This is a genomic window from Pseudomonas sp. TE4620 (assembly GCF_056279045.1).
The window spans coordinates 2,397,522-2,419,702 of the sequence record NZ_JBWBQO010000001.1; the positions used below are offsets into that span (position 1 = coordinate 2,397,522).

Sequence of the window (22,181 nt, forward strand, 5' to 3'; positions counted from 1 at the left end):
TTGCCCCTAGTGCTGCCCCCAATAGTGGGGGCGGCGCTGCGCTCAGTCGATACGCTGCAGTTGACCGCTGTCGCGCAAGCGTTGCAACAACGCCTGACGCGCCTGCGTCTGCAGTTGATCGATAAGAAGGGTTTTAGCCATTGCAAGTCCTTGCTCCCGTTGGACAGGGTCGCCCTGGCTTTGGTTCTGCCCACCCGCAAAGGTTTTCGCGTTGGCTTGATAGAACGCCGACACCTGCGCCGCGCTTGGCTCCGGCACGCGGCTGGCAGCCACGAACACCTGCTGCGCGGCCATCTCCTGACGGGTGTAAGCGGCAAAGCTCTGGGGGTCGAAACCGGCATCGGCCAGGCGCCGCTCGAACACTTCATTGCTGCCGAACGCCTGGCGCAGGTGGCCGATGCGCGCCTCGACCTCGGCATCACTGACCGCCACGCCCTGGCGCTGGGCCTCCTGCCACAGCAGCTCGCGGTCGATCAGGTCGTTCAGCGCCTGTTCGCGCAGGCGCTTGTACACGCTGGGGTTGCGGATACTGGTCAGCGCCCTGCCCTGGTCCTCAAGATACTCGGCAAAATAGCGCTCCAGGCGCATCTGGCTGATCTCCACGCCGTTGACCCGCGCCGCCGGCGGCCCGTCCGCGGCGTGCAGCGATACAGCCAACAGGCACAGCAGCAACGGCATCAGGCGGTTCATGGCGACCTCGTCTCAAGGACACTCTGGTAGGCGGCAACCGGATAGAACACCGGGCCGGGCATTTCAACGGTGACCACATGCGCACCGTTCAGGCCCTGGCGCCGGCCCGGGCCAAAGCCCAGGGCCGGGGTCAGCCCGGTGTGCACGTCGTGCAGGCCTTCCAGGGCCTGGGTGAGTTTCTCGCGGCTGGCGTCACGCCCGGCGCGCTTGAGCGCTTCTTCAAGCAATTGCATGGCGCACCAGGTACTGACCTGCAACAAGCCTTGGCGGCCATCCAGGCCCTGGCGCTGGCGCAGGGCGGTGAGCGCCTCGCGGCCCTGGGCGGTCCAGTCGCTGGGGATGAACGGATAGGCCAGGAACACCCGCCGCGACCACGCTTGTGGTACCAGCAGCAGCTCGCTGGCGACCTGGCTTGAGGCGGCGAACAGGTAAGGCGTGCGCCCGGCCTGCTGCAAGGCTTCGGTCAGGCGGCTGAAAGCCGAGGCCTTGCCGAGATAGAACACTGCCTGCCCCGTCGGCGCCTGCTGCTCGAAGGCCTCGACCTTGACCTGGCTCCAGCCGCGCGCCAGCAAGGCCTCGCGTAAACTGGCCGCCAGCGCGGCTTGGTTGGCCTCGGCATAAACGATAGTCACCTGGGCCTGCTGCAACGACAGGCTGCCCTGGGCGTAGTCGGCCAGGCTCAGCAGCTGCTCACGCAACCCGGGCAAGGGGTCGAACACCTGGCGGCTGCCGGCCAGCTGCGGGGCGGCGCCGATCAACGGCAGGCGCGCCTGCTCCAGGCGCGCGGCCAGCGTGGTATCAAGGGCCGGCGCCATCGGCGCGACCAGGGCGAATACCCGCTGCTGGTCGATCAGTTGCGCCAGCGCCTGCTCGGCACTGGCCTGGTCGGGGCCGGGGTCGAGGTTGACCAGCTGCAAGCTGCGGCCATGAATGCCGCCCTGGCGGTTGATCTGCTCGATACGGTCAGCCAACACCGCCGCCACCACCCGCGCAGGCGCGGCCAGGGCGCCCTGGGTCGGCAGCAAAGTGCCCAGGCGCAGGGTCTGTTCTTCCAGCCCCGGGTCGCGGTCATCGGCCAGGCGCTTGAGGTAGGCACTGAGGTTGCGCTGGTCGGCCATGCTCAGGACAAAGCGCGGCATCGCCGGGTCCAGAAGGTTGCCGGCCGGGTCGCGGCCCTCCTGAATGGCGCGGGCCAGGCTCGCCTCGGTGTAGACCGGATAGCGGCGGCCATTGACCTCGCGCATGCCCTGCCCGCCGGCCAGGCGCTGCCAGTTCAGCGACGGCGGACGCACTCCGCCCTCGGCCCGGCCCAGGCCATCGCTGCCGTGGCAGCTGGCACAGGGTACGACGCTGGCCGGCACCAGCATGTCGGCGGCACCAACCCGCGCCGACACCTGGGCATCGCTGCTCGACAGGCCTTCGCGGTACAGGCGCTTGCCCGCCAGCTCCTGCGGGCTGAGCTCGAGGGCGCAGGCCAGCGGGCTGACCAGCAGCACGCTCAGCAGCACGCCGATAGCCAGGCGCGCGGCCATGGCTCAGCGCCCCGCCAAGGGTTGCGACAGCAGTTGCAGACGCTGGGCGATGGCTTGCGCCGGCGCGTCCGGGCGGATCTTGCTCCAGCGCTTGTTGGCCACGTCGCCGGCAATCAACTGGGTCGAATGCTGCTCGGGGCTTGGAATCAGGTGGCCCAGGCGCGCCAAGACTAGGTCCATCTGCGCCTTGTCACCGGTGAGGAACAGCCAGTTGGCGCTGTCCACCCCCTGTTTTTCGGCAAAGGCCTTAAGCACCGCCGGGGTGTCGTTCTGCGGGTCGCTGCTCAGGGAAATGAAGGTGACCTTGCTGGCTGCGTCTTCGCCCAGGGCTTCGCGCACCTCGCGCAGCTTGCGGGTAATCAGCGGGCAGGCGTCATTGCAGTGGGTGAAGATCACATTGAGCAGCACCACGCGGTCTTTCAGGACGTCTTGGTAAAAGCGCAGGTTGCGACCATTCTGGTCCTGCAGCACGGTGTCGGTGAAGTACGTGCGGGCGTCGCGGGTCCCGCCCTCGGCCGTCGCCGGGGTGGCGTTGGGCGGTGGTGCGCCATGGCCTTCATGGGCCAGGGCCACTGCGCTGAGGATCCACAGGCACAGCGCCAGGGCCAGCCAGTCGGTGCTGCGCATGCCACGGCTGACGGCGCTCATGGTTGCACCTCCTGGGCAATGGCGGTGTGCTTGGCGTGCACCCGGCGGGCGCTGAGGCGGTCGATCTCGCTGATCAGCAGCTGTGGGTCGGTAAAGCCGTAATAGCGCGTCCAGTGGCCGCTGTGGCCGTCACCGACAAGGATCAGCGGCGGATGCTGGCCAAGGTCGGCGCTGAAGCTGCCCAGGCCCTTGAGGGTTTCGTTGATGGCATACGGGGTGCCGGTCAGCCAGCTCCAGCCCGGGCCGTTCTGGAACGCCTGGGCGTAGCCGAGCAGGCGCTTGGGATCATCGCGCTGCGGATCGACGCTGATCGACACCAGTTGCACCTCGGTGCCGACCCGGACGCCCAGCTGCTTCTGCACCTTGGCCATGATCGAGGAAACCACCGGGCACACCGTGGTGCAACTGGTGTAGATAAAGCCCATGACCACCAGGTGATCGGCCACCAGGTCCTTTTCCAGGCGCACCGGCATGCCGTTCTGGTCGAGCAACGAGACATCGGCAAAGCGCACCGAGGTCTTTTCCTGTTGGGCGGCGGGCGCGCCATGGCCGCTGTGGTCGACACCGTTGTGGGCCTGGGCGATACCGCAACTGGCGGCGAGCAGGCAGAGGCTGAACAGTCTGCAGCGATCGAGCAGTTTCATTGCACACTCCTTGGTCCGGCGTCGGATGCTTGCTGTGCGCCGGCGGGCATTACCCGCAGGCTGGTGTAGTTGTACTCGGCAAAGCGCTTGCCCAGCGACGGCGCCTGCACGTGCAGGTACCAGGCACCGGCTTCAAGTTGTTCCAGCGGCGCCTCGTAGATGCCCTCGCCCACTTCGCGGACCACGCTGGTCCGGGCTCGCGAGGTGGGCGCGAGAAAGTAGCGCAGGCTCAGGTCCTTGATTCCGGTGCGCGGCGTGCCGTTGCCCTCGCTGATGCGAAAGCGCGCGATCAGCGGCCGGCCCTGGTCGACCACCGAGGGGCCGATAAGGAACTCCACCCGTGGCGTCTGCCGGTGCGGAGCGCTGCTGGAAGCCGCCACTTCGGTACTGAAGCAGTGAATGATCTGCGGCTGGTTGAGCAAAAAGGCGACATCGAAGGTACCGGCGGCCGGCAGCTTGATGGTCGAGCTGTACACCCCCGGCGCCACCTCGCGCAGGCTGCGGTCGATGACCAGCGCGGCGCGGGCGCTGTGGCCACGGTTGGCGTAGCCGGACATCGGCGCGTTCATGCCTTCGGCGTAGAAGTAGGTGGTGTTGTCCACCGGGTTGACCACAAACACCGAGTTCTCGTCGCGGGCCACAGTCAGGCCCTGGGCCAGCGGCAGGTCACCGGCCTGGCGCGGCGCCGCGGGCCCGGCTTCGAAGCCCTGGACGATCGGCTGGCGGCCTTCGCCGAGGCTGCTGAGGTTGATCATGCTGACCTTGGGCGAGGCCAGGCCGCGGACATAGGCATAGGCCTGGGTGAAGGTCAGCTGGTAGGGTTCGGCGGCCACCGGCAGGCTGTGGATCAGCCGGTCGCTGCTGGCATCGATGACCATGGCCTGGCTTTGCAGGGTGTTGAGGACGATGCCGAAGCGCCCGTCATTGCTGAAGCGCATCGGCCCCAGGCCCTGCTTGCCTTCGATCAGGTGGCGCTGAGTGTGGCTGCGGGCATCGATGACGCTGATGCTGCCGTCGCGGCCATCGGCCACGTACACCGCCTGGGACAGCGGCGAATAAGCCACCGACAAAGGGTGCGAGCCGACCTTGAGGGTTTTCACCAGGCGCATCTCACTGGCGTCGATCACGCTCAGGGTGCCGCTGTCGCGGTTGCTGACAAAGGCGTAGCGCGAATCGCTGCTAAAGGCGATTTCGTGGTGACCGGCGCCGGTGGCGAAAAACTTCAGAGTCTTGCGGCTGGGCACGTCGATCACTGTCACCCCGCTGCTCTGGGCGTCGCGGGCATTGTTGCCGACCCACAGCAGGCGCTGGTCGGGCTGCATCGCCAGGCGCAGCGGCTGCTTGCCGGCCGGCAGGTTGGCGACGCGCTGGAAGGTCTCGGTGTCGATAAGCGCCACTTCGCCGCGCTTCGGCATCGACACGTAGACCTGCTTGTCATCCTTGCTCGCCACCCAGTCCATCGGTGTGCCCGGCAGTTCGATGCGCGCCAGGGTGCTGGTGACCCCGCCCACCGACACCGACGGATCAATCACCGTGAGGCTGGCGTCCTTGTTCAGCACCAGCAGGAAGTAGCTGTTCAAATCGAGCAAGGGCCGTGCGCCGATGCTGCTTTTGAGAAACAGCGCCACCCGTGCCTTGCAACTGGTGCTGCGGTCCTTGGCCGCTTCGCCGGTCAGCGCCGGGTCCAGCCAGGCGCCGGGGGATACCCCCGACAATGGCTGGCCGCTGTTCTGGTCGGTGATCTTGAAGCGTACATTGGCGAAGCTGCCTTCGGTCAAGGTCCCGCCGCTGCCCAGCGGCCGCGCTTCGAACTCGACGCTGACGCCGTCGCGGCTGAAGCTATGCAGGCCCTGGGGGTCACCTTCGACCTGCTCGCTGCGCGGGTCGCACCACAGGCTTTCGTAACTCACCCCCAGGCCGATCAGGGTCAGGCCCACCAGCAGGCCCAGGTACAGCGGTCGATTCTTGTTGTTCATGACCTTCCCCTCACTCACTGTGCTGGCGGCGTGGCCGGTGGTGTTTCGTTGGTCACCCGCAGGATCCCCCACAACCCGGAGGCGTTGCCGTAGGCGGCGTAGTCGCGGAACAGGTAGTCACCCGGCACCGCGTTGCTGCCGCCGGCGCTAGGCAGCATGAAACTGAAGTGCGCGGCCGGCAGCACGCTCTCCTGGGCGCCGATGTACATGGCCTGCGGGTTGTAGCCAAAGCGCACCGAACCGATACCGGGCTGGTACATCGGGTAGCCACCGGGGTCGGCCTTCTCCGGCTGGTAGGCGTGCAGCGGCCACAGGTGCCCGTCGAGCTGGTAGGTAATGCCGCGGCTGCCGCCGGTGGGCATCAGCACGTGGTTGCGCAGTGGCTGGCCAGGCTTGGCCCAGAGCACCGGGGTTTGCGGATCGCCGCCGACCAGGGCGTTGCTGTAGGCCATGTGGGCATTGGCTACATCGGCCCAGCCATTGCCATCGGCATGGCCGAACGGCGCATCCGGGGCCAGGCCGAAGCGGAACCACAACGGCTCGGTCTTGTAGTTGATGGCCATGTTCGAGTTGTCCTTCGGATCGCCTGGCACGCCGTTGCCTTCAGTGGCAATGCCCTCCACCGGCCGGCCATCGGCCCAGCGCATGTTCAGCGAGCGTTGCCAGAGGGTGGCGAAGTCGCGGTAGGCGGTTTGCCCCGGCACCTGCACGGTGGCCGAGGCGCGGCTGGCCGTGTCTTCGCTCCAGGTGGCACCCAGCGGCAGGATGCTCATGGCGCCGATCAAGCCCTTTTGCCCCTGCTTGATGACATCGGCCGGGGTGATGTTCAGGCCGCCGAACTCGATGGCGGTGGTGTTGATGTTGTCCACCGCACGGCCCATCTGCAGCACCGGCTTGCCTTCGCGCTCCAGGTGCCCGGCGTAGTACTGGTAGACCTTGCTCGGGTAGGCGCCGCTGTTGCCGGCCCGTGGCGGCACGGTCTGCACCGGGTTCTGGCCGACGTTGGCGCCGTCCGACTTGGTGATGTCGTAGGCCAGCAACTGGGCATGCAGGCCGACATGGCTGGAGGGCCGCATGAGGTTGTTGTTGAAGGCGGTGGAGCCTTCACTGCCATTGCGGTCGCGCTTGACCACGTTCTGCATCACGGCGGTACTCGGCAGGTCGGGCATGACCTGCGGCAGGCGGTTTTCCAGGGTGACCTTCAGGCACTCACCGGCAGCGGCGCGCAGCACCAGCGGCTCGATCGGCACTCCGGGCTTGAGCTTGCCGGTGCCCGGGTCGAGGTCGGCCTTGCGCACATAGAGGATTGCCGTCGGGTCGTGCAGCGGGCCGCTGTGGCCGCCGATGGTGAAGGTTTCGCCATCTTCGGGGTCGGTCACCGTCACCTGCGGGATGCTGGTGCGCCGGCTGTTGTACACCAGGGTGCCGCCGTTGGCCTTGAGCGGGCCGCCGACGTGCTGGCCGGCGCCGGCCGGGTCGGTGATGCTCACACCCAGCGAGTTGCCGAGGATATCGTTGGCCAGGGCGGCGACGACTTCATAGCTGCGCTGCACCGTTGGCCGGGTGCCGATGCCATTGGTGTTGGCGGTAAAGCGCGGGCAGATGCCGTCAAACGCCACGGTGTTGCGCGCCGCCATCGGCAACGGGTTGTTGGGCAGGGCAAACAGGTCGTTGCGGCTGTTGCTGTAGTTGCGCATAACGCCCCAGATGCCATTCCAGTAGCCTTCGTGGGCGGCGTCCAGCGAATACAGGTAGTCACCGTTGGGCGCCGACGCGCTGGAGATCATCGACACCGGTGCCATGAAGCCCAGTTGCTCGGAGATCCCGACCATCTGCGAGGCCTTCCAGCCGGAGTTCGAGCTGTTGCCGAAGCCCGAGCCGTTCTGCAGCCATTTGACGCCATGCAGGGTCACGTTGTGTTCCTCTTCATGGCCACCGGCATGCATGCGCAGGCGCACGTTGTCGCCAGAGTAGGTGCGCAGCATCGGCGTGAACGGGTCGCCCGGCTCGGCCCCGGCGGCGTTGATGTGCGGCGGGAACAAGGTGGTGCCGCCGGTTGGCCCCACGGCTGAGGTAACAGCCGCCGGCGACAGGTTCATCGCCGGGATGGCGCGGTCGGTGCGGCTCTGCATGGCATAGGCGAGATCGCCGGCCAGGCCGTCGGCCTGCATGCCGCGCTTGCCGTCGGGGGCGACCTTGTTGGGGTCGTAGACGCGCAGGGCCAGCGGCTCGTTGCGGTAGTTGACGACGAACATCCCCGGGTCATCCACCGAGATTGCCTGCGGGCAAGGCCGGCTCGGGCAGCCCGGGTTGAGCCCGCCGCGCGACTCGACCACCGATTCCAGCAGGTTCGAAGCCTTCTGCCGCACCGGCGGGTTGATCGCATAGCGGAAGCTGTCGGCGCTGGCCGGGTAAGCCTGGGCATTGGGGATGCCGTCCGGGCCGGCACCCACGTAAACGCCGGCCTCATAGGCGTGCTGGAAGTCGCTGTACTCGAGGAAAAACTCGCGGTAGCTGTCGTTGCGCCCGTCACCGTCAAGGTCGCCGGTTTTCACCACCGCCTGCCACGAGGTCGGCCCGCCGTCTTCGCGCAGGGCACTGTTGTACAGCAGCTCGCCGGTTTCGGCGTGGTACCAGGTAGAGCCGGCAGGCTCGGCCAGCACGGTGGCGTACAGGCCCAGTTGCTGGTGGGTCGATGGGCCGAGGTGGTCGTGGGTAAAGATGGTGCCCAGGCCACGGTCGACGTTATGCACGTTGACCACCGGGTCGACGAACCAGCGCTGCATGGCCGTGCGTGCGCCCAGCCAGTCGGCGCGCCCGTAGCGGCCGAAGAACGGGTGCGCCTTGGCCACCGGGCACTCGGCCGTGCCTTCGCGCGGGTCGCCGGCGCGGCACTCGTTGAACTCGCGAATCGCGTGGATACGCTCGACCACGGTGCCAGGGGAAAGGATACCGTCCTCGTAGTTCCAGCCGTTGGCCGAACCATCGGCGGCGGTCAGGTCCCATTTTGGCAGGTGGATGTGCTGGCCGATAACGTCGGTTGGCGTACGCACCTGGTAGTCGTCCATTTCATAGTACGAGGGGATCAGGTTGGTGTGCTGGTACATCACGCAGTCGAAGGTGTTCATGCGCATCACCAGCGGCTCCGGAGGGCGCTGCTTGTTGATCACCGCCCAGGCGTCTTCCCAGAGGCTGATGATCCGCGCCTGCGGAAAGTGGTAGCCGACCTTGTTGTACACCGCGTCGAACTGGATGTTGGCGCCCTTGTAGATGCGCGGGCGGTCGGCGGTGAAAGTCGAGCTGCCGGTAAAGCTCATGCCGTCCAGGCGCTCGCCGCTGTTGAACTCACCGGCGCCGGACAGTTGGGTCAGGCGCTTGGCGCGATCATCCATGCACGGCTCGTAGTACGGCGCACCGGCGGTGGGTGCGGCGCCGTTGGTGCGAAAGTTGCGCGCCACGGTCTGCTTGCCAGGCAGCACGGCATAGCTTGGGTGCTCCAGTTTGGAATGGAAGCTCATCGCCGCCTGTTCGACGTCGGTACCCTCCTCGGGCAAAAACACCGCCTTGGCCTTGGTGATGGCCTTGGTGAAGTCCAGCGCAGTGGTAGTCACCAGCGCCTCGCCGCCGGCCGACAGGCCGTCCAGGGCATGGCGTGGCAGGCCGCCGTCCCAGCCACCGACCTGGGCCGGGTCGAGGTTGGCCCACAGGGCGTTGCCGGAGTTTTTCAACTGTTGCGCCTTGGCCGGGTCGAGCATGTCCAGCGGCGGGGTTGGCGGGCGCTGGCCGACGGTGTTTTCCATGCCGCCGATCCAGAACGGGAAGCCCGGATTCTTCAGGCTGCCGTCGGCGTTGCGGTTGGCCTCGCTGCGATCGACCAGGGCCAGCGAGCCGACTGCGCGCGGCGCGGCGTCGTCATGGCCAGCGTCATCATCGCCCTCTTCTTGCTCATCGTCGTCATGGTTTGCGGCAACCAGGGTTTGCGCCAGCTTGGGAATCACCGCGACCTTGCCGGGCATCGGCGCCATGGCCTTGCCGGGCAACGGCACGATGGCCGGGATTGGCGTACCGGCGACGATCTCGCCGTCCGGCAAGGCCCGGGCGCCCGCGGCCGGCTTGCCGCTGCGCAAGGCGAACGGCACGCTGTGATAGCCGTTTTCGCTCTGCCCGGAGACTTCCAGGCGGGTGCCTTCTTCGAACACATCGTGGACCCGCCACATGCTCCACATACCCTGGGCAAAGTGCGGGTAGAAGTGGCAGTGATAGATCGCATCGCCGGCCACGCGGTTACGGTTGCCCGAGCCGCCGTTGGCGATTTCGTAGGTGTAGCCGACACCCGGGCCGATGCCCTGGGCGTCGACATAGTCGGAGTTGTCGTCATTGGGGTTGAACAGCCACTGGTGGCCGTGCAGGTGAAAGATGTGCTGCTCGTGGCCGTTGTGGGTGTTGCGGAACTTGACCATGTCACCGATGTAGCTGTGGTTGACGTTGGCCGGTTCCGCCGGGTACAGGGCCATGGTCGCCTTGACCCCGACCTGCTCGGCGCTCGGGGTCTGGCCCGGGCGGATGTTCTCCAGGCCGACGTTAGCCGGTACGTCCACCAGCATCGCCACGTCGCCGACGGTGTGCGAACTCAAGAAGAACTCTTCATAGGCGCATGACAGGCAGTCATGCATCGGCCCCACGCCCAGGCGGTTGGCCACAACCTCGGCGCCCATGCCGCCGGAGCCATAGTTGATCATGAACGAGTCGCGGGTCGGCTCCAGCACATGGCCCATTACCGGGTCTGCCCAGTAACCGGGAAAAGCCTGGGTCGAGGCGGCTTCGTCGGTGAATTGCGCGGCGAAATCACGGAACGGCTCCAGGCGGTTGGGGATCGCCGGGTTGCGTTTGCCGATGCTTTCCAGCGGGTAGGTCGAGGCCGGGAAACTGCCATCGGCGTTGGGGCCCATGACAATTGCGTCGGATTCGCTGGAAATGATCTCGTTGCCATCGGTCATGGCAATGATCGGCGAACCGGCCTTGCCTTCGCGGATCCACGGCTCCTGCTGCGGGTAGCGCGCCTGGTAGTCGACGATCGGCTGGCCGGTGGGGGTGCGGCCGCTGCTGCTCAGGCGCATCTCTTCTTCGGTCAGGGTATTACGGAAGGTGCGCCCACCTTTGGGCACCACCACCACCTGGCCGAACAGGCCATTGGCGACGTTGCCGGCACCGCCCTCGCCGCCAAAGGTCGCGCCCTGGCTGGTGGCGGCAAACGCGCCTTCACGCTCGGCGTAAAGGGTGTAGGAACGGCTGGCGCCGGGGGCGATCAGGAAGTTGCCGTTGCGCCCGGTATTGGCGGCGATGTCACCGATACTGTTGACCGCCTGCATGCCGTTGACCTGAAAACCGACATGACGGTCGCTGACCTGCTCGTCGGCGACAAAATGCTCGCCGCCCTGCTCGTTGCCCTCGCCGACTTCGTTCTCAGCGCCTTCGTTTTCCTCGCCTTCGACCTCGTTCTCTTGCTCGTGGTCGATGCCGTGCTTGTTCGGGTTGGCCTGGTAGGCCAGCAGGTTTTGCAGGTTGATGGTCAGGCAGTCGCCCGCCGCCACCCGCAGCACGATCGGCCGCGGGCGTTTGTCCGGGCGCAAGCTGACTTTGCCCGGTACCGCGGCGCCGCCAGTGGCCAGCGACACCTGGTGCTCGTCGACCACGTCGCGGCGCAGGGCGAACATCATGCCGTTGGCGTTCTGCGCACCGAGGCGGTTGAACATCAGTGGCTGATCGAGCGCCACCACATTGGCCACCAGGTTGCGCTCGCAGCGCACGGCAGCTTCGCTGAGCGGTTGCCAGGCAAGGCTGGCGGCCGCAAGCAGCAGGGAAGTCAGGACTGAGCCTTTGATTGGAGTCATCATGGCGTGCCTCGGTGGTGCAAGGGGACTCTGGAGGGGCCGGAGCAAGGCCCATGCCAAATTTTTTATTGTTGTTTTTCAGTAGCTTATAAAGCTGAATGAATCTTGATTGGGGGTGATTCCCCGGTATTCCCCACTAATCGGGGGTTGCCTCATCGCGGGGCAAGCCCGCTCCCACAGGTTTTGCGATTACAAAGGCGCATCCACCGCCAGGCCCTGCAACCGCCGGTACTGGCGCAGCACCTTGGGCACGTAGCGCTGGGTTTCGGCAAACGGCGGTACTACCCGACCGCGACGCAGCACCGCATCTGGCCCGGCGTTGTAGGCGGCCACGGCCAGGGTGATGTCGTTGTCGAACAGGGTCAGCATGCGCTTGAGGTAGCGCGCCCCGCCCTGCACGTTCGCGGCCGGGTCGAGGACATTCTTCACGCCCATTTCCTTGGCGGTGTCGGGCATCAGCTGCATCAGCCCGGCCGCGCCGCTGGTCGAGCGGGCGTTGGGGTCGTAGCGCGATTCGGCCTGGATCACTGCGTGCAGCAAGGCCGCCGGCAGGTCGTTGGCCTGCGCCGCTGCCGCCACCACTTCGGCGTAGGGCATGCCGGTGATCAGTTGCGGGCCGTTGCTGGCCAGGCTCACGGCCTCGCTGATGACCCGCTGGTAGGTTCGCCCCGGTCGGTGGACGTTGCTCAACACATAACTGCCATCGGCCTTGATCGAGATGTACACATCGGCCTGAGCCGGATTGCCTGTGGCCAGCCAGGCCAGGATTGCCGCAGTGAGCCAGCGCATCGTGCCACCCTCCCCGTTGCGTCCCCCAGAAAGTGGGGCATATGCCCCGATTGCCAGGGCGTTACCCTTCTGACGCAAGCACTGTGCCGCCTTGCCAGGCCCGTGCGGCAAAGGCCCGGCGCAGACGCGCACGGCAATTGCATAAGGCCTTGCAGCGCACCTGTGGAGGGCCTGGCTATGAACAACAACCATCGCGCGCAACGCGGCTTCACCCTGCTCGAACTGCTGGTAGTCCTGGTAGTGCTGGGCCTCTTGGCCGGCATCGTTGCCCCCAAGTACTTCAGCCAGTTGGGGCGCTCGGAGGCCAAGGTCGCCCGGGCGCAGATCGAAGGCCTGAGCAAGGCCCTGGACCTGTACCGGCTGGAAGTGGGGCATTACCCCAATTCCGAGCAAGGCCTGCAGGCACTGGTGGCGGCACCCAGCGACGAAACCCGCTGGTCGGGCCCGTACCTGCAGAAAAAGGTCCCGCAAGACCCCTGGGGGCGTAACTACATCTACCGCCAGCCCGGTGAAAACGGTGAGTACGACCTGCTGTCGATGGGCAAGGACGGCCAGCCCGGCGGCGATGGCGAAAATGCCGAGATCACCAGTTGGCAATAACCGGAGGGCTTGCGCATGCGCTATGAACTCAAGGCCCTGGGCAAGGCCGGGGTGGTCTTGCTCCAGGTCGACGCCCAGGACCCGGGCCAGGCCCGCGAACAGGTCGAGCAACAAGGCTTGCGGGTGGTCAGCGTGCGCAGTTGCCAGCGCCTGGCCGGTCTGCGCTGGCGGCGTGGCGAGGTGTTCAACCTGGTGCTGTTCAGCCAGGAGCTGACCACCCTGCTCAATGCTGGCCTGCCGCTGATCGACGCCCTCGAGAGCCTGGCCGAAAAAGAGACCGCGCCCCAGGCACGCAAGACCCTCGGCGAACTGGTGCGCCTGCTGTATGAAGGCAAGTCGTTCTCCCAGGCCCTGGCGCAGTTGCCCAGCGTGTTCCCGCCGCTGTACGTGGCACTGGTGCAATCGAGCGAAAAGACCGGCGCCCTGGGCGATGCCCTCGGCCGCTATGTTGCCTACCGCCAGCGCATGGACGAAGTGCGCCAGAAGATCATCAGCGCCTCGATCTACCCGCTGCTGCTGTTGCTGGTCGGCGGCGGCGTGGTGCTGTTTCTGCTCGGCTATGTGGTACCGCGCTTCAGCTTGGTGTTCGAAGGCCTGGGCACCGAGCTGCCGTGGATGTCGCGCTGGCTGATGCAGGCCGGGATGTTCCTGCACGCGCATCAGCTGGCCATGGCCGGCAGCTTTGGGCTACTCATGGCGCTGCTGTTCATGCTGCGTCGCGAGCCGCGGGTGCGGCGCTGGCTGAACCGCCAGCTGGAACGCCTGCCGGCCCTGCACAAACGCCTGGTGATGTATGAGCTGGCGCGGTTCTACCGCTCGCTGGGGATCCTCCTGCAGGGCGGCATCCCGATTCTCACCGCCATGGCCATGGCCCGCGGCCTGCTCGGCGCGGCCAGTGGCCTGCGGCTGGAGCAGGCCTGTGAACGGGTCAAGGAAGGCCAGTCGCTGTCGGCGGCGCTGGAGGCCGGGCACCTGGTGACGCCAGTGTCGTTGCGCCTGCTGCGCGCTGGCGAGCAGTCGGGCAACCTCGGGCAGATGATGGAGCGCAGCGCCGACTTCTACGACGAGGAGATCAGCCGGTGGATCGAGTGGTTCGTGCGCCTGTTCGAGCCGCTGCTGATGACCTTCATCGGCCTGCTGATCGGCCTGATCGTGATCCTCATGTACATGCCGATCTTCGAGCTGGCCTCGAGCATCCACTAGCGCAACGCGTGACAATCCAGGGCCCTTGCTGTATAGATTCGGCCACCAAGGGGAGCCCGGCAACGGGCTGAGAAACCGCTGGCATGTGCAGCGCGGTGACCCTTCGAACCTGATCCGGATCATGCCGGCGAAGGGATGGGTATTGTGCACCTGCCTTTTTGCCGGCCTCACTGCGGGGCCGACCATGCCAGCCATCACCGGCCCCGCTGTCGTCACGATAAAAAGGACAACAGCATGACCGCGCGCTTCACCGACAGCCTTCGCCAGCAAAGCGAGCCGAGCTGGACCCAGTGCATCGAACACCGCTTCGTCAATGAACTGCTCGACGGCAGTCTGGCCGACCCTGTGCTGGTCAACTACCTGATCCAGGATCACCGTTTCATCGATGCGTTCCTGACCCTGCTCGGCGCCGCCATCGCCAGCGCCGATACCTTCGAGGCGCGGATTCGCCTGGGGCGCTTTACCGGGGTGATCGCCGGTGAAGAGAACACCTACTTCCTGCGCGCTTTCGAAGCCCTGGGCGTCAGCGAGGCGCAGCGCCTTGAGGCACCGGACTCAGCGCCGACCGCAGGCTTCAAGGCGATCATGCGCGAAGCCGCGGCCACCCGCTCCTACGCCGCCGCCCTGGCGGTGCTCAACGTCGCCGAGGGCCTGTACCTGGACTGGGCGCTGCGGGCCAACAAGCAACTGCCGCCGCGCTTCGAGCACGCCGAGTGGATCACCCTGCACGACAACCCGGCGTTCCAGGACTTTGTCGCCTTTCTGCGCGCCGAGCTGGACCGCGTCGGGCCTGCACACGCACAGGTCAGCCGCGACTTCTTCCTGCGCAGCGTGGCGCTGGAACAGGCGTTTTTCGACGCCGCCTACGACATTGAGGGCTAAGCCATGGATATCTTCGAGCGCCTGAAACAGGCCGCCAGCGCCGACTGGCACAGCTACGTCGAGCACGACTTCGTTCGCCAGATGGGCGCCGGCACCCTGGCGCAACCGGCGTTTCGCAAGTACCTGGTGCAGGACTACCTGTTCTTGATCCAGTTCGCCCGCTCCTGGGCCCTGGCCGCCTACAAGAGCCGCACCCTCAGCGACATTCGCGCCGCCCAGGCGGGGCTGGCGGCGATTCTCGACGAAACCGAGCTGCACGTGCGCCTGTGCGAGCGTTGGGGGCTGTCGGCCGACGACCTCGCGGCGACACCGGAGCACCAGGCCACTGTCGCCTACACCCGCTTCGTGCTGGACTGCGGCGCCGCCGGCGACTTGCTGGACCTGCACGTGGCCCTGGCGCCGTGCGTGATCGGCTACGCCGAAATCGGCCGCAACCTGACCTCCGACGGCGTTCAGGCACTGGGCGATCATCCTTACCGCGAGTGGATTGGCGAATACGCAGGCGCCGGCTACCAGGGCGTGGCCACCGCTGCCCGCGCGCACCTGGATGACCTGGCCGCGCGAACCATGACCGAGCGCCGCTTCGAGGAACTGGTCAAGGTCTTCGCCCAGGCCTCGCGGCTGGAAGCCGACTTCTGGCAGATGGGGCTGGATGCGGCTGGACAGTAAGGGTTAAAGATTCCACAGGTCAGTAATCGTAGCGATCCACCGCCCGCCGCCGCTCATTGTCATCGCGCATGTCGTAGTTGGCGGTGGTCTGGATGTTGGTGTGGTGGGCCAGCTTTTGCGCGATCGACAGGTCATGCTCTTCGATCACCCGGGTGATGAACGAGCGGCGAAAATCGTGGGGCATGATCTTTACCCCGACCTGGGTGCCACGCTGGCGGGCGATGTAGTAGATCGCGTGCTTGGTGATGCGCTCGCGGGTGATGTGGCTGCCACGGCGGATACGGTTGAACAGGAACTCGTCGTCGGCCTGCCCTTCAGGCAACTGCTCGCGGCGAAACGCCAGCCAGGCGTTGAGCTTTGCAAACGCCCAGGGCGGCGCGTACTTGATCAGTTGCTTGTTACCCTTGCCCAGCACGTGCAGGCTTCGTTCGCTGAAGTCAACCTGGCTGAGGGTCAGGTTGACCGACTCGGACTTGCGCATGCCGGTGCCGTACAGCAAGGCGATCACCGCCGCATCGCGCAACCCCTGCGGGCGCGGGTCGGCAGCGCAGGCGTCCATCAGCTCGCGAATCAGGCTGCGCTTGAGGTTGCGCCCGGCCGGCAGGCGCGTGCCCTGGGTCGGCTTGACCGTGCGGATCTTGAGCAACTGCTCCTGGCTGATCAGGCTCAGGCGCCAGGCTTCGTTCATTACCCCGCGTACCGCGTTGACGTACAGCGACGAGGTGTTCGGCGCATAGCCATCGGCGCGCAAGGCCGCCACCAGGGCGGTGACATGCCCGGGCTCGAGCTGGTGCCAGGGCACCTCGGCGATGTCGCAATCCTCGAAGCCCAGGCGGTCGGCAGCATCCTGGAGGATGTACTTCATGGTCAGCTGGCTGGACGGCGCCAGGCGGGCGAGGTATTGCAGCAAGGGGTTTTGCAGTGAATCGGACAAACCGGGAATCCTGTAGAGCGCAGCTGAGGTCAGGGGCCTGCAACGGGCCAGTCTGACTCGTGACAACACCGTGGCCACTGACCTGCATCACAATCAGGTCATTGATTGGCAAGTCTTTTTAGCCACGGCAAGAATCCCGATAGTACCTCATCGTCGCCCCCGGAATCGATTGAGGGCATTTTCATGGCACCGAGTCATCCAGGTACAGCTTCACGGTTTCGCGGGTCAGCGACATGACTTCATGGGTCAAACCGTTGAAATCCGTCTCGCCATGCTCCAGGTAGCCGTCACTGCGCTTGACCACATAGGCCACGTAGCCGCGTGGGCGGCCGGTGTCGTTATCGATAATTTGCAGGCGGTCGCTGTACAGCGGCAACGGCTCGATCCGCGGCACCAGGGGCGAACGACCGATGACAATCGGCTCGGGCTGCCACTGCACCAGGCGCTCGCGGTGCCGGGCCACTTCGGTGAGCACCTGGTCGACCGGCAACTGCAGGGTTTTCGAATAGTAGGCATCGTAAAGAAACGCGGTAATGCTCAGTTTGCAGGGGATATGCGCCTTGTCCGCCAGCAGGCGCTGGATCGCCGGCTTGAGCAGTTCGGTCTGCGTGCTGCGGTCCGGGGTGGTCTTGTAGAAATGCGCGTTGACCACGTAGTTGTAGCCCTTGATTTCGGAGATGCCCTCGAAATCGACACCGCCAACCAGGCTGTAGATCATCGCATGGCCAACGGTGAAATCCTGGTCATCGTCCAGGGCGCAGGTAAACCACTCGCCGATCTGCCCGTCGCCGGTATGCCGTTCGAACAGGCTGATAATCTCTTCGTCGCTGCGAAAGCGCAGGGAGTAAGAGCCATCGTGATAGGTGAACGAGGTGAATTCCAGCGGCATCGACTCGATACCGTGGCTGCAACCGCCAAGCGCTAGCGCAGCGCCCAGGGCGCACGCGGCGAGGCGTAAAGAGGGGGCGAACAAAGGGGCGTCATCCATGAGCAAGCGAGGCGCGCAAGAATGCCCAAGGCCGCGCCCGCCAGCAAGCATTTCCGCGCCCGCAGGCGGCAACGATGGGCTACAGTTGCCGAGGAACCCCCTGCCCCGAGGCCCCATGGCTTTCCATCGACTGACCCGCACCCACCCGCGCCTGAGTTTTTCTGCCGTTGCCGGCTGCCTGGGCGGCTGGCTGATTCCCGCCGACAATCTGGTGCAGCACATCCTCACTGGCTGGAACATCGGCGTCTGGCTGTACCTGCTGCTGGTGCTGTGGCTGACCCTGCGCGCAAGCCCCGAGAAGGTACGCGAAGTGGCCTGTGTCGAAGATGAAAACGCCGGCCTGGTGCTGCTCACCGTCAGCATCGCAGCGATCGCCAGCCTTGCCGCAGTGACCCTGCAACTGGCCGCCAGCCGCGGCCTTGCCGGTGGCCCGCAACTGCTGCACTACGCCTACACCGGCTTTACCATTGCCGGCTCCTGGCTGATGATCGGCACCATCTTCAGCCTGCACTACGCCAGGCTGTTCTACACCGCCGGCAGCAAGGAGCCTTTGCTGCGCTTTGCCGATGGCGAGCTGAACCCCGACTACTGGGACTTCCACTACTTTTCGTTCACCCTCAACGTCGCCGTGCAGACCTCGGACGTGGGCGTTGCCGACCGGCAGATGCGCCGTATCGTCCTCGCCCACTCATTGGTGGGTTTCGTGTTCAACACCGCGATTCTGGGCTTTACCATCAACATCGCCGCCGGCCTGTTGAACTGACGGCACGCCTTCAAGCACCTGCATGGCGCAACGGGCGATGCGCTGGCAGGCCTGCTCCAAACGGTCGCTGTCGAGCACCAGGCCAAAACGCAGGTGGCCGGCGGCGCTGGGGCCGAAGGCGTCGCCAGCGAGCACCGACACCCCATGCTCCTCCAGCAGACGCTCGGCAAAGGCCTGGGCGCCAATGCCGGTCTCGCGGATATCGATCATCACGAACATGCCGCCATCGGGCTTGTGCACGCGGATGCCCGGGCAGCCGTCAAGGCTTGCGCAAACCCGGTCGCGCCGCTCGCGGTAGCGCTCGCGCATCTGCCGCACCTGGGGCAGGTCTTGCTCCAGGGCCACCTGGGCGGCGTCCTGGATAAAATCCGGCAGGCCGTACAGCATGCACAGCGCCAGGTTGCTCAAGTGCTCGGTCAACTGCTGCGGGCCGATCACCCAGCCGACCCGCCAGCCCGACATGGCATGGGACTTGGACAGACTATTGATGGTCGCGCTGCGTTCGGCCATGCCCGGCAGGCTGGCCGGGCTGAAATGCTCGCCCTCGTACAACAACTCGCTGTAGACCTCATCGGAAATCAGCCACAGGTCGTGGTCGATGCACAGTTGCGCCAAGCGCTGCCAGGTAGCCTTGGGCAGGCTGGCGCCAGAGGGGTTGTGCGGGCTGTTGAGCAGCAAGGCGCGGGTGCGCGGGGTAATACGCCGGGCGATGTCGTCAGGGTCGACCCTGAAGCCCTGCTCGGGGCGTACCGGCACCGGCACCAGACTTGCGGCGCAGGCACCGAACACCGCTTCGTAGGTGACATACATGGGCTCGGCGACGATCACCTCGTCGCCCGGGTCGAACAGGCACTGGGCCACGCCATACAGCGCGCATTGCGCCCCGGCCAGCACCACCACTTCCAGCGGGTCGACCGGCTGGCCGCTGTGGCGGGTGTGATGGGCGGCGATGGCGCGGCGCAGGGCCTCGCTGCCGCGCACATCGGAATAGTGGGTGTGGCCACCGCGCAGGCTGTCGATGGCGGCGTCGACTATTGGTTGCGGGGTGTCGAAGTCCGGGTCGCCAATCGACAACAGGATGATATCCCGGCCCTGGCCTTGCAGTTCGACGGCGCGGTAGTGGATGTTCCAGGCAGCAGCACCGTCACCGGCGATACGTTGGGTGAGCGCGGAATAACGCATGGACGGTCTCCTTGACTGAACCTGGACGCGCCATTGGTCTGAAACTCCCAGGCAAGCATCCCAGCCGACTGTCGGTAAAAATAGCAGAGCGGCGCCATAGCAGGCGGGGAAATATTGCCAGCAAACGTTTGCCGCCAACACCAAAGTGGTCGCCGCGCCTGCCGGGGAACGTGAGCTGGGTCAAACTCTCGACAAACCGTCATCATCCTGGGCCGACACTGGCGCCATCAATGCTATGTTTAGGTTTCCCGCCGGGTCGCACCGACCCGCCCATTCTTGCGTGAGGTTCACCGTACAAGGAGGCCGGCATGAACAAGCTGACGTTCCCCAACGCCTGCCAGATGATGCGCTGGCATTTTCATCCGCTGGGCTTCGAGGCCAGCATGGACGCCCCGCGCAGCATGGTGGCGCGCCTGTTCGACCGGGCCACCGGCGAAACCCTGCTGGCGATTGCCGGCATTCCCTGCGCCACGCTGATGCACGCGGCGGACGTCGAGCGCATCATCGAAGCGGTTGAGGCCGAACTCGACGCCTTCGAACCGTCCTGCAACCTGCGTGCGGTCGGCTGATCAGCTGACAACCCGGGGCTCGCGCCCGCGCTCGATATCGGCAATGAAGCGCTCGGCCGGCTGTGGCTGGCCGAGCAGATAACCTTGCAACGAGTCACATCCCAGGCGGGTCAGGAAGCTCTGCTGGCGGTCGGTCTCGACCCCTTCGGCGACAATCCGCAAGCCCAGGGCCTGGCCCAGCGCGACGATGGCCGAAACGATGGCAGCGTCGTCGCTGTCCTGCTCCAGGTCTCGCACGAAGCCGCGGTCAATCTTCAATTCGTTGGCCGGCAGGCGCTTCAAGTACATCAGGCTCGAATAGCCGGTACCGAAGTCATCGATAGACAGGTCCACACCCATGTCCGAAAGCCGCTGCAGCACCTGCATGCTGGCGTCGGCATCGCGCATGGCGGTGGTTTCGGTGATTTCCAGGGTCAGGCTGTTGGCCGGCAACTGATGACGCGCCAGCACCCTGGCAACGCTCTCGACCAGCCCGGTGTGGCAGAACTGGATGGCCGACAGGTTAACGGCGATGCGCCAGTTGCTGTGGCCCCGGTCGATCCAGATGCGCATCTGCCGGCAGGCCTCGTCCAGCACCCATTCGCCGATGGGGATGATCAGGCCGGTTTTCTCCGCCTGGATGATAAACCGGTCAGGCAGCAGCAGGCCATGTTGCGGGTGTTCCCAGCGCAGCAAGGCCTCGGCGCCGATCGGCTGGCACTCGAGGGCGTCGAACTTGGGCTGGTAGTACAGGCGGAACTGGCCCTGCTCCAGGGCCACGCGCAAATCCTGCAGCAGTTGCAGTTGCAGGCGGGCGTTGCTGTTCATCGACACGTCGAAGAAGCTGTAGCCGTTCTTGCCGGCGCTCTTGGCGTGGTACATGGCCGCATCGGCGTTGCGCAGCAGTTCGTGCTGGTCGATGCCATTGCCCGGGTAGAGGACGATGCCGATACTCGCCGAGATCTGCAGGTTCTGTTCAGCAACGCGAAAGCTGCGCGAGATCAGGTTGACCTGCTTGGCCGCCACGCCCACGGCGTCGTCGGCTTCCTGCAGCTCGACCAGCAGCACGAACTCATCGCCGCCGATCCGCGCCAGGGTGTCCTGGCTGTGCAGGTGGCCGCGCAGGCGCAGGGCGACTTCCTTGAGCAACTGGTCGCCCATGTGGTGGCCGAAGGCATCGTTGACCGGCTTGAAGCCGTCCAGGTCGATGAACATCAGCGCAAAACAACCGCCCTGCTCGGCCACCTTGCTGATCGCCTGGTCGATACGGTCGGCCAGCAGCGTACGGTTGGGCAGGCTGGTGAGGGTGTCGTGCAGGGCCAGTTGGGTCAGTTCCTGGTTGGCCAGGGTCAGCGAGCGGGCAAGCTCGGCGGTGCGCGCTTCCAGGCGCGCATCCAGCACCGAGGTCAGCAAGGCTGCGGCCAGCACCGCCAGGGTGGTGATAAGCACCAGGTAATCCAGGCCGTTGCCGCTCAGGCCGCCGCCCAGTGCGCCGCAGTAACTGCCTTCGGGGAAGTTCGCCGCGGCCATGCCGGTGTAATGCATGCCGACGATCGCCACGCCCATGATGATCGCCGCGCCGCCACGCAAGTGGCGCACGTAAAGGGTTTGCTGGCGCAGGCGGAAGGCGATCCACAACGCCGCTGCTGAAGCGCCGACAGCGATCAGCAACGAGGCGCTGAACAGCGCGGGGTCGTAGTCGATGCCCGGGGTCATGCGCAGCGCGGCCATGCCGGTGTAGTGCATGCTGCTGATGCCGGTGCCCATGATCAACGCGCCAGCGCCCAGTTGCAGCCACGGCAAGGTCGGCTGGCTGACCAGCCACAGGGCGAAACCCGACGACAGCCCGGCGATCAGCAGCGACAGCAGGGTCAGGGTAATGTCATAACCGAGCTCGATCGGCAGATTCAGGGCGAGCATGCCGATAAAGTGCATCGACCAGATCCCGATGCCCATGGCCAGCGCCCCGCCACCGATCCACAGGTACACCGCACGGCCCTTGGCGGTGTTGATCCGCCCGGCGAGGTCGAGGGCGGTATACGAAGCAAGGATGGCCACACACAGCGAAATCAATACCAGCGACGAAGAGTAACTACCGATCAGCATGAGGCCTTCCACAACCCGTAGACCGGGCACTGGCGAGGCCCGGATAAAAGCCGATGATTGTACTCAACCTTTGGCGAAACGCACGGAGTTTTCGGTGGGTTGGAAAACCAGACCCAGCCAGTAAAAGACAGCGGAT

General features: G+C 65.7%; 17 protein-coding genes and 1 riboswitch. Of the genes, 6 read left to right on the forward strand and 11 right to left on the reverse strand.

The features are described 5' to 3' along the window. Positions 1-42 precede the first annotated feature (42 nt). From ACZ9A3_RS11350 to ACZ9A3_RS11380, 7 genes are all read right to left on the reverse strand, one after another. On the reverse strand, positions 43-690 hold the full coding sequence (locus ACZ9A3_RS11350; protein WP_123566611.1) for a SurA N-terminal domain-containing protein: 648 nt from the start codon (positions 688-690) through the stop codon (positions 43-45). Further along, positions 687-2,222, reverse strand: coding sequence for a cytochrome c/ABC transporter substrate-binding protein (locus ACZ9A3_RS11355; protein ID WP_476252609.1), 1,536 nt, complete (start codon positions 2,220-2,222; stop codon positions 687-689). The genes ACZ9A3_RS11350 and ACZ9A3_RS11355 overlap by 4 nt, the downstream gene beginning before the upstream one ends. A gap of 3 nt (positions 2,223-2,225) precedes the next feature. Continuing rightward, positions 2,226-2,870 carry an SCO family protein gene (locus ACZ9A3_RS11360; RefSeq protein WP_230090865.1) on the reverse strand — a complete coding sequence of 215 codons (645 nt, stop codon included), beginning with the start codon at positions 2,868-2,870 and terminating at the stop codon, positions 2,226-2,228. Then, complete coding sequence (locus tag ACZ9A3_RS11365) at positions 2,867-3,514, reverse strand: SCO family protein (protein WP_476252610.1); 648 nt, start codon at positions 3,512-3,514, stop codon at positions 2,867-2,869. Before ACZ9A3_RS11365 ends, ACZ9A3_RS11360 begins: the two co-directional genes overlap by 4 nt. After that, positions 3,511-5,490, reverse strand: coding sequence for a YncE family protein (locus ACZ9A3_RS11370; RefSeq protein ID WP_476252611.1), 1,980 nt, complete (start codon positions 5,488-5,490; stop codon positions 3,511-3,513). Before ACZ9A3_RS11370 ends, ACZ9A3_RS11365 begins: the two co-directional genes overlap by 4 nt. 14 nt (positions 5,491-5,504) lie before the next feature. After that, the gene (gene mnxG / locus ACZ9A3_RS11375) at positions 5,505-11,384 is read right to left on the reverse strand and encodes a manganese-oxidizing multicopper oxidase MnxG (protein ID WP_476252612.1); all 5,880 of its coding nucleotides are present in this window, start codon (positions 11,382-11,384) and stop codon (positions 5,505-5,507) included. A 186-nt stretch (positions 11,385-11,570) separates the two neighbouring features. Continuing rightward, a complete protein-coding gene (locus ACZ9A3_RS11380; protein WP_195884251.1) occupies positions 11,571-12,170 on the reverse strand; it encodes a lytic transglycosylase domain-containing protein in 600 nt (199 codons plus the stop codon). Positions 12,171-12,347: 177 nt separating this feature from the next. On the opposite strand from ACZ9A3_RS11380, the gene gspG reads away from it, so the two are divergent. The 4 genes from gspG (at position 12,348) to tenA (ending at position 15,524) form a co-directional block, all read left to right on the forward strand. After that, complete coding sequence (gene gspG, locus ACZ9A3_RS11385) at positions 12,348-12,770, forward strand: type II secretion system major pseudopilin GspG (RefSeq protein WP_045198278.1); 423 nt, start codon at positions 12,348-12,350, stop codon at positions 12,768-12,770. Positions 12,771-12,785: 15 nt separating this feature from the next. Next, complete coding sequence (locus ACZ9A3_RS11390; protein ID WP_476252613.1) at positions 12,786-13,973, forward strand: type II secretion system F family protein; 1,188 nt, start codon at positions 12,786-12,788, stop codon at positions 13,971-13,973. Positions 13,974-14,011: 38 nt separating this feature from the next. Continuing rightward, a riboswitch (TPP riboswitch) is annotated at positions 14,012-14,126 on the forward strand. A gap of 81 nt (positions 14,127-14,207) precedes the next feature. After that, on the forward strand, positions 14,208-14,855 hold the full coding sequence (locus ACZ9A3_RS11395; protein ID WP_093382217.1) for a TenA family protein: 648 nt from the start codon (positions 14,208-14,210) through the stop codon (positions 14,853-14,855). Between the two features lie 3 nt (positions 14,856-14,858). Then, entirely contained in the window at positions 14,859-15,524 is a 666-nt protein-coding gene (tenA, locus tag ACZ9A3_RS11400) for a thiaminase II (RefSeq protein WP_476252614.1), read from the forward strand. Between the two features lie 19 nt (positions 15,525-15,543). Here tenA and ACZ9A3_RS11405 read toward each other — a convergent pair whose 3' ends face one another. Continuing rightward, complete coding sequence (locus ACZ9A3_RS11405) at positions 15,544-16,458, reverse strand: site-specific integrase (protein WP_476252615.1); 915 nt, start codon at positions 16,456-16,458, stop codon at positions 15,544-15,546. A gap of 181 nt (positions 16,459-16,639) precedes the next feature. After that, a complete protein-coding gene (locus ACZ9A3_RS11410; protein ID WP_476252616.1) occupies positions 16,640-17,431 on the reverse strand; it encodes a hypothetical protein in 792 nt (263 codons plus the stop codon). Positions 17,432-17,561: 130 nt separating this feature from the next. On the opposite strand from ACZ9A3_RS11410, the gene ACZ9A3_RS11415 reads away from it, so the two are divergent. After that, the gene (locus tag ACZ9A3_RS11415) at positions 17,562-18,209 is read left to right on the forward strand and encodes a DUF1345 domain-containing protein (RefSeq protein ID WP_123566602.1); all 648 of its coding nucleotides are present in this window, start codon (positions 17,562-17,564) and stop codon (positions 18,207-18,209) included. Here ACZ9A3_RS11415 and ACZ9A3_RS11420 read toward each other — a convergent pair. Beyond that, entirely contained in the window at positions 18,135-19,391 is a 1,257-nt protein-coding gene (locus ACZ9A3_RS11420) for a pyridoxal phosphate-dependent aminotransferase (protein WP_213604322.1), read from the reverse strand. The two genes, ACZ9A3_RS11415 and ACZ9A3_RS11420, sit on opposite strands and share 75 nt — an antisense overlap. 308 nt (positions 19,392-19,699) lie before the next feature. Between ACZ9A3_RS11420 and ACZ9A3_RS11425 the strand changes: the two genes are divergently transcribed. Then, positions 19,700-19,960, forward strand: coding sequence for a DUF1652 domain-containing protein (locus ACZ9A3_RS11425; protein WP_045198261.1), 261 nt, complete (start codon positions 19,700-19,702; stop codon positions 19,958-19,960). Here the strand turns inward: ACZ9A3_RS11425 and ACZ9A3_RS11430 are convergent, their stop codons facing one another. Then, positions 19,961-22,045, reverse strand: a complete 2,085-nt coding sequence (locus ACZ9A3_RS11430; RefSeq protein WP_093382198.1) for a putative bifunctional diguanylate cyclase/phosphodiesterase — start codon at positions 22,043-22,045, stop codon at positions 19,961-19,963. Between the last annotated feature and the right edge of the window lie 136 nt (positions 22,046-22,181).

Excerpts from the sequence above, each read along its gene's own strand:
- ACZ9A3_RS11350 (WP_123566611.1), bottom strand. The coding sequence starts at position 690 with ATGAACCGCCTGATGCCGTTGCTGCTGTGCCTGTTGGCTGTATCGCTG.
- ACZ9A3_RS11355 (WP_476252609.1), bottom strand. The coding sequence starts at position 2,222 with ATGGCCGCGCGCCTGGCTATCGGCGTGCTGCTGAGCGTGCTGCTGGTC.
- ACZ9A3_RS11360 (WP_230090865.1), bottom strand. The coding sequence starts at position 2,870 with ATGAGCGCCGTCAGCCGTGGCATGCGCAGCACCGACTGGCTGGCCCTG.
- ACZ9A3_RS11365 (WP_476252610.1), bottom strand. The coding sequence starts at position 3,514 with ATGAAACTGCTCGATCGCTGCAGACTGTTCAGCCTCTGCCTGCTCGCC.
- ACZ9A3_RS11370 (WP_476252611.1), bottom strand. The coding sequence starts at position 5,490 with ATGAACAACAAGAATCGACCGCTGTACCTGGGCCTGCTGGTGGGCCTG.
- mnxG (WP_476252612.1), bottom strand. The coding sequence starts at position 11,384 with ATGATGACTCCAATCAAAGGCTCAGTCCTGACTTCCCTGCTGCTTGCG.
- ACZ9A3_RS11380 (WP_195884251.1), bottom strand. The coding sequence starts at position 12,170 with ATGCGCTGGCTCACTGCGGCAATCCTGGCCTGGCTGGCCACAGGCAAT.
- gspG (WP_045198278.1), top strand. The coding sequence starts at position 12,348 with ATGAACAACAACCATCGCGCGCAACGCGGCTTCACCCTGCTCGAACTG.
- ACZ9A3_RS11390 (WP_476252613.1), top strand. The coding sequence starts at position 12,786 with ATGCGCTATGAACTCAAGGCCCTGGGCAAGGCCGGGGTGGTCTTGCTC.
- ACZ9A3_RS11395 (WP_093382217.1), top strand. The coding sequence starts at position 14,208 with ATGACCGCGCGCTTCACCGACAGCCTTCGCCAGCAAAGCGAGCCGAGC.
- tenA (WP_476252614.1), top strand. The coding sequence starts at position 14,859 with ATGGATATCTTCGAGCGCCTGAAACAGGCCGCCAGCGCCGACTGGCAC.
- ACZ9A3_RS11415 (WP_123566602.1), top strand. The coding sequence starts at position 17,562 with ATGGCTTTCCATCGACTGACCCGCACCCACCCGCGCCTGAGTTTTTCT.
- ACZ9A3_RS11420 (WP_213604322.1), bottom strand. The coding sequence starts at position 19,391 with ATGCGTTATTCCGCGCTCACCCAACGTATCGCCGGTGACGGTGCTGCT.
- ACZ9A3_RS11425 (WP_045198261.1), top strand. The coding sequence starts at position 19,700 with ATGAACAAGCTGACGTTCCCCAACGCCTGCCAGATGATGCGCTGGCAT.
- ACZ9A3_RS11430 (WP_093382198.1), bottom strand. The coding sequence starts at position 22,045 with ATGCTGATCGGTAGTTACTCTTCGTCGCTGGTATTGATTTCGCTGTGT.